At 67.0% G+C, this 5,943-nt stretch carries 7 protein-coding genes and 1 riboswitch; of the genes, 6 read left to right on the top strand and 1 reads right to left on the bottom strand.

The window, feature by feature from the left end:
* Nucleotides 1-309: 309 nt before the first annotated feature.
* Nucleotides 310-1,080 (top strand): response regulator, encoded by a 771-nt coding sequence (locus AC1D00_RS23190; RefSeq protein WP_477012255.1) that lies wholly within the window; start codon nucleotides 310-312, stop codon nucleotides 1,078-1,080.
* Nucleotides 1,081-1,093: 13 nt separating this feature from the next.
* Nucleotides 1,094-2,419 carry an ATP-binding protein gene (locus tag AC1D00_RS23185; RefSeq protein WP_477012254.1) on the top strand — a complete coding sequence of 442 codons (1,326 nt, stop codon included), beginning with the start codon at nucleotides 1,094-1,096 and terminating at the stop codon, nucleotides 2,417-2,419.
* A gap of 8 nt (nucleotides 2,420-2,427) precedes the next feature.
* Here the strand turns inward: AC1D00_RS23185 and AC1D00_RS23180 are convergent, their stop codons facing one another.
* Nucleotides 2,428-2,643, bottom strand: coding sequence for a hypothetical protein (locus AC1D00_RS23180; protein WP_167771020.1), 216 nt, complete (start codon nucleotides 2,641-2,643; stop codon nucleotides 2,428-2,430).
* A gap of 312 nt (nucleotides 2,644-2,955) precedes the next feature.
* On the opposite strand from AC1D00_RS23180, the gene AC1D00_RS23175 reads away from it, so the two are divergent.
* The 4 genes from AC1D00_RS23175 to AC1D00_RS23160 all read left to right on the top strand — a co-directional run bounded on the left by AC1D00_RS23175 (nucleotide 2,956) and on the right by AC1D00_RS23160 (nucleotide 5,893).
* Nucleotides 2,956-3,489: a transglycosylase SLT domain-containing protein gene (locus AC1D00_RS23175; protein ID WP_477012253.1), complete on the top strand. Its 534-nt coding sequence runs from the start codon at nucleotides 2,956-2,958 to the stop codon at nucleotides 3,487-3,489.
* A 135-nt stretch (nucleotides 3,490-3,624) separates the two neighbouring features.
* A riboswitch (TPP riboswitch) is annotated at nucleotides 3,625-3,752 on the top strand.
* A complete protein-coding gene (locus AC1D00_RS23170; protein WP_477012252.1) occupies nucleotides 3,741-4,751 on the top strand; it encodes an FAD-dependent oxidoreductase in 1,011 nt (336 codons plus the stop codon). (Overlaps the previous riboswitch by 12 nt.)
* Complete coding sequence (thiS, locus tag AC1D00_RS23165) at nucleotides 4,742-4,939, top strand: sulfur carrier protein ThiS (protein WP_135175802.1); 198 nt, start codon at nucleotides 4,742-4,744, stop codon at nucleotides 4,937-4,939. The genes AC1D00_RS23170 and thiS overlap by 10 nt, the downstream gene beginning before the upstream one ends.
* Before the next feature lie 171 nt (nucleotides 4,940-5,110).
* Nucleotides 5,111-5,893 (top strand): thiazole synthase, encoded by a 783-nt coding sequence (locus AC1D00_RS23160; protein WP_477012251.1) that lies wholly within the window; start codon nucleotides 5,111-5,113, stop codon nucleotides 5,891-5,893.
* Nucleotides 5,894-5,943 lie beyond the last annotated feature (50 nt).

Below are 5,943 nucleotides of genomic sequence, written 5' to 3'. Positions count from 1 at the left end.
GCGGTCGAGAGCGCGGACTGGTCCGACGACGAGATCGTGCCGGCGGAAACTTCCGATTGCAATTCCTGCTGCAGCCGCTGTAGCGGCGACTGATGGGTACCGGCGGAGGCCGCCGAAATCGAGGTCATGATGGCTCCGTGGATCTTGCGGGGTTTCTTGTATGGCCGCGCCACGGTATGGTTAACGGCCTTAACGAGACCTTGCCGCGCCACTGCCCGGGTGTGTCGCGGTATTTCGGCCGGACCCGCAGAAACAATCTGAAACAAAAATCTTCGCCTTTTGGCCCGAATCTTGGACAAACAAACGCGCATGGCCATTTCCAATCCCAACATCCTGGTCGTYGAGGACGACCGCGAAACGCGGACGTTGATTGCGAAGTACCTGCGCAACAACGCCTGCAACGTCACCGCCGTGCGCGATGGCCGCGAGATGTCGCGCGCCATGACCGATCATCGCGTGGACCTCATCATCCTCGACGTCATGCTGCCGGGCGAGGACGGCCTCACCCTCTGCCGCAAGGTGCGCTCGGAGGCGCAGACGCCGATCATCATGCTGACCGCGCGCGGCGAGGACGTCGACCGCATCGTCGGCCTCGAGATGGGCGCGGACGACTATCTGCCAAAACCCTTCAACCCGCGCGAGCTGCTCGCCCGCATCAACGCGGTGTTGCGCCGCCAGGCCGCAGCCCAGGCGGCGAGCTCGATCGAAGGCGCGAGCACGCTCGCCTTCGAGGGCTGGCGCATCGACCTGCGCCTGCGCGAGCTGCGCAATCCGGAAGGCGCGCGCGTCGCGGTGACCAGCGCCGAGTTCGATCTGCTGAGGACGTTCTGCGAGCGGCCCGGCCGCGTGCTGTCGCGCGACAGCCTGCTCGACCTCACGCAGGGCCGCAACACCGGCTCGTTCGAACGCTCCATCGACGTGCTGGTCAGCCGCATCCGCCGCAAGATCGAGCCCAACCCGCAGGATCCGACCATCATCAAGACGGTGCGCTCCGGCGGCTATCTGTTCACGCCAAGAACTGAAGCGGCACGAACTGAAGCAGCAAGCACTGAAGCGGTCGCGGCCTCCCTCGGCAATTGAGGGGGCGCCGACGATGAAGCCGCTCGGGTTCTTCCACCTCAAGGGTATCGGCGGGCAGATCGCCGCGCTGGTGCTGGCTTCCACCGTCGCGCTCCATCTCGTCGTCACCGCCGCCTTCCTGATCAGCCGGCCGGATCGCCCGGACACGCCGCCGGACGGCGCCCATCAATTGACCGATGCCGCGCTGCTGCTCGGCTCGGCCGAGGCCGGCGAGCGGCCGCGCCTCGTCGCCGACCTCGCGCGCGCCTTCCCCAAGCTCGGCATCGAGATGCACGCGCCCGGCACGGCGGCCATTGTCAAGGAGAGCGACGGCCAGCACCTGCGCGGAATGCGCCGTCATCTCGGACGCGGCTACAAGGTGGTGCAGCTCGCCGCCGACGACACCGCGCACCGCGTCGGCGTCGAATTGCCCGACGGCAGCGTGATCGCCGGCCGCGTCGATGGCGGCCTGCGGCCGTGGTTCTGGGGCGCACCGTGGCTGACGGCGCTGATGACCACCTTCATCTGCGTCACCGTGCTCGGCCTGTGGGCGGCGCGCGCGCTGGCCGCGCCGCTGTCGTCCTTCGCCGAAGCCGCCGAGAATTTCAGCCTGGACGGCGAAGCTGATCCGCTGCCCGAGCGCGGCCCGGAGGAGATCCGCTCGGTGGCGCGCGCGCTCAACCGCATGCATGAGCGGATCGCGCGGCTGATGTCGGATCGCACCAGGATGCTGGCGGCGATCAGCCACGATCTGCGCACGCCGATCACGCGGCTGCGCCTGCGCGCCGAGTTCATCGAGGACGAGGTCAACCGCAAGCGCATGCTGATGGATCTCGACCAGATGCGCTCGATGCTGGAATCCGTGCTCTCGCTCCTGCGCAACGACCGCAAGATCGAGGCGGTGACGCTGGTCGACATCGCCTCTACGCTCCAGCTCATTGCCGACCAGTTCGGCGACATGGGCCATGTCGTGCACTATGACGGCCCCGCTTCCGCGACCGCGGCGGCGCGTCCCGACGATCTGCATCGCGGCGTCACCAATCTCGTCGAGAACGCCGTGCGCTACGGCGCCGAGGTCACGATCCGCCTCGACCTATCGGGCACCAGGCTCGTCATCGACGTCGAGGACGACGGCCCCGGCATTTCGGATGCACGCAAGCAGGAGATGCTGGAGCCGTTCGCGCGCGGCGACGATGCGCGCACCATGGACGAGTCCACCGGCTTCGGCCTCGGCCTGTCGATCGCGCACGCGATCGCCGTCGCCCACGGCGGGACGCTGTCGCTGCACGACCGCGAGCCGCACGGGCTGATCGTGCGGATGGAGTTGCCGGTCTGGCAGGAGCCGCGGCTCGCGGCGTAGATCGCAGCCTAAGCCGCGAGCGGCGGATGCTCGACTGCCGCCTCGTCGAAGATCGCCACCGCCTCGAAGCGATAATTGCAGGCGCGGCAGGTCCAGAGATAGGAGATGCGCCCCTCGCCCGGCTCGATCCAGTCGGGCTTCGGAATCGGCGCGCCGCATTGGGCACAGGGATTCTGTCTGGGGATGTCGCCGGCGTGTGCTGTGGCCATGGTTGATTTCTGCATTTCTGCTTTTGTCATGGCACCTCTCCCGATTTGCGGCCGCTTCATACTCGCTTTCGCGCACCAGCGCGAATAGACAGGCGTGCTGTCGCGAGCGGGGGTCGTCCGCCCCGAAGCTCAGCTACGCCGGCTTTGCGTCTTAACGGCGGCTCGGCACCGCAAAAATCGCCGGCGGCGGCGTTTGGTCACATCATCGCCGCGTTCGCGAGTCCTAAAGCGTGATCCGGAAAAGCGCACCGCGGTTTTCCGAAAAGATCATGCTCAAACAATAATTGCGGCCGGGCGCAGGTCGTTCAGGGACGTCAGGAATATCCGATGAAAATTTTACGCGTTGCCGCGTTCATCGCGGCCGGACTGGTGTCGCCGCAGGCCGCATTCGCGGGCCAAGCCGAGTATGCCGAGATGGTCGCGGCCCATGCCCGCGCCAACGGCGTGCCGGAAGCGCTGGTGCATCGCGTCATCATGCGCGAAAGCCGCTATCAGCCCGGCCTCGTCGGCCGAGGCGGCACCATCGGCCTGATGCAAATCAAGCTCGCGACCGCCCGCGGGGTCGGCTACACCGGCGATGCCGCCGGCCTACGCGATCCCAACACCAACCTCACCTACGCGGTCAAATACCTCGCCGGCGCCTATCGCGCCGCCAATGGCGACCACGCCCGAGCCGTGCGTTATTTCGCGGGCGGCTATTACTACGTTGCAAAGCGGCAGCGCCAGGAGGCCGTGCAGGTCGCCAACATGGGCGATACCTGGCTGGAGCCGAACGGCAATCCGCAGCCGATGTTCGCGACGGCGCCGCATAAGAAGCTGGCCCAGCGCGTGCGAAATGCACGGGCGCAGGTTCCACACTAACCGCCGTCATTCCGGGATGGTGCGAAGCACCAGACCCGGAATCTCGAGATTCCGGGCTCGATGCTTCGCATCGCCCCGGAATGACTGCCCTGTGGCAACACGCGTTGACCACCTCGTCCCGCTGGCATACATTGGCGCCGTTCCGAGGGGTGCTCCGAGGAGGAGCTGAGATACCGCTAAATGGGCAAATCCGCCCAGGACCGCGGTGACCCTTTGAACCTGATCCGGGTCATGCCGGCGAAGGGACAGGGATGTTACAGACGACCAAGCGAGCGGATTCCGCGGTATCCATCATCGGCGCAGGCATTGCGGGCGCCTGGCAGGCGCTTTTGTTCGCGCAGGCCGGCCATTCCGTGACGCTACACGAGCGCGGCGACGCTGCGATGACGGACTCCACCAGCCATTGGGCTGGCGGCATGCTCGCGCCCTGGTGCGAGGCGGAGGTCGCCGAACCCATCATCTCCAGGCTTGGCCAGCGCTCCCTCGACATCTGGCGGCGTGAGCTGCCCGACACGCCCTTCAACGGTTCCCTCGTTGTCGCCCATCCGCGCGAGCGCAACGATTTCGAGCGCTTTGCCCGGATGACCGAAGCGCACCGCCGGCTCGATGCCGCGGGCCTTGCCGAGCTCGAGCCGTCACTGGAAGGCCGCTTCCGCGACGCGCTGTTCTTCCCGGCCGAGGGCCATGTCGAGCCGCGCCGCGTGCTGYCGAAGCTGCACGAGCGCATCCGCGCCGCCGGCGGCACCATCAAGTTCGAAAGCGATGTCAGCGCCGCCGATCTCGACGGCATCGTGATCGACTGCCGCGGCCTCTCCGCCCGCGACGAGCAGCCTGACTTGCGCGGCGTCAAGGGCGAGATGATCCTGATCGAGACCTGTGAGGTGCAGCTGGCGCGCCCGGTGCGGCTGATCCATCCGCGCTGGCCGCTCTACGTGATTCCGCGCGAGGACAATCTGTTCATGCTGGGCGCGACCTCGATCGAGGCCGAGGACACCGGCGTCAGCGTGCGCTCGGCGCTGGAGCTTCTGGGTGCGGCCTATACGGTGCACCCGGCGTTCGGCGAGGCGCGCATCGTCGAGTTCGGCTCGGGCCTTCGCCCCGCGTTCCCYGACAATCTGCCGCGCATCGGCATTCGCGGTGAAAAGATCGCGGTCAACGGGCTCTACCGCCACGGCTTCCTGATCGCGCCGGCGCTCGCCGAGCTGACGCTGCAATACGTCCAGCGCGGCCAGATCGACAATGAGGTGATGCAATGCGCGTGATCGTGAACGGTGAGCAGCGCGAGGTGAACTCGGCCAGCGTGGACGCGCTGCTCAGCGAGCTCGACTACGAAGGCACCCATTTCGCGATCGCGCTGAACTACGACGTCGTGCCGAAAAGCCGCTGGGCCGAGACCGCACTGAAGGCCGGCGACGAGATCGAGATCATCACGCCGCGGCAGGGAGGGTGAGGTGATGGCTCTCCGTTTGTCGCGGCGCCGCGCGTCGCACCCTCCGCTGTCATCGCCCGGCTTGACCGGGCGATCCAGTACGCCGCGGCTTCACTGCTCCAGCCGCACCGCCGCGGCGTACTGGATCCCCGCTTTCGCGGGGATGACAACGTCATTTGAGGAAACACCGCCATGGTGACCTTCTACGGCAAATCCTTCGCCTCGCGCCTCCTCATCGGCAGCGCGCTCTATCCCTCGCCGGCGATCATGCAAGGAGCGATCCGCGCCTCGGGCTCGAACATCGTCACGGTGTCGCTGCGGCGCGAATCCGCCGGCGGCAAGACCGGGGACGCGTTCTGGAATCTGATCCGCGAGCTCGATGTCACCGTGCTGCCGAACACCGCCGGCTGCCGCAGCGTGCGCGAGGCGGTGACGACGGCCAAGCTCGCGCGCGAATTGTTCGGCACAAGCTGGATCAAGCTGGAGGTGATCGCCGACAACGACACGCTGCAGCCCGACGTCGTCGGCCTCGTCGAAGCCGCGGCCATCCTGATCAAGGACGGTTTTGAGGTGTTCCCCTATTGCACCGAGGATCTCTCGGTCGCGAGCCGCCTGGTCGATGCCGGCTGCAAGGTGGTGATGCCGTGGGCAGCTCCGATCGGCAGCGCCAAGGGCATCACCAACCGCGATGCGCTGAAGCTCTTGCGCGACCGCCTGCCCGACATCACGCTGGTGGTCGACGCCGGCCTGGGCGCGCCGAGCCACGCGGCGCAGGCGCTCGAGCTCGGCTATGACGCCGTGCTGCTCAACACCGCCATCGCCAAAGCCGCCGATCCCGTCGCCATGGCCAACGCCTTCCGCCTGGGTGTCGAGGCCGGCCGCACCGCTTACGAAGCCGGGCTGATGAACGCCCGCGACTTCGCCTCCCCTTCAACCCCTGTCGTTGGGACCCCGTTCTGGCATGCCGTATCCTGATCGCAACGCGTATCCAGATCGCTTCTACCCTGTCGTCGACAGCCTCGCCT

The organism is Bradyrhizobium sp. P2_E8, from assembly GCF_056403875.1.
The sequence above is the reverse complement of the archived record's forward strand: the minus strand, read 5'-3'. Positions and strand labels throughout refer to the sequence as shown.

Excerpts from the sequence above, each read along its gene's own strand:
- AC1D00_RS23175 (WP_477012253.1), top strand. The coding sequence starts at position 2,956 with ATGAAAATTTTACGCGTTGCCGCGTTCATCGCGGCCGGACTGGTGTCG.
- AC1D00_RS23185 (WP_477012254.1), top strand. The coding sequence starts at position 1,094 with ATGAAGCCGCTCGGGTTCTTCCACCTCAAGGGTATCGGCGGGCAGATC.
- AC1D00_RS23180 (WP_167771020.1), bottom strand. The coding sequence starts at position 2,643 with ATGCAGAAATCAACCATGGCCACAGCACACGCCGGCGACATCCCCAGA.
- thiS (WP_135175802.1), top strand. The coding sequence starts at position 4,742 with ATGCGCGTGATCGTGAACGGTGAGCAGCGCGAGGTGAACTCGGCCAGC.
- AC1D00_RS23160 (WP_477012251.1), top strand. The coding sequence starts at position 5,111 with ATGGTGACCTTCTACGGCAAATCCTTCGCCTCGCGCCTCCTCATCGGC.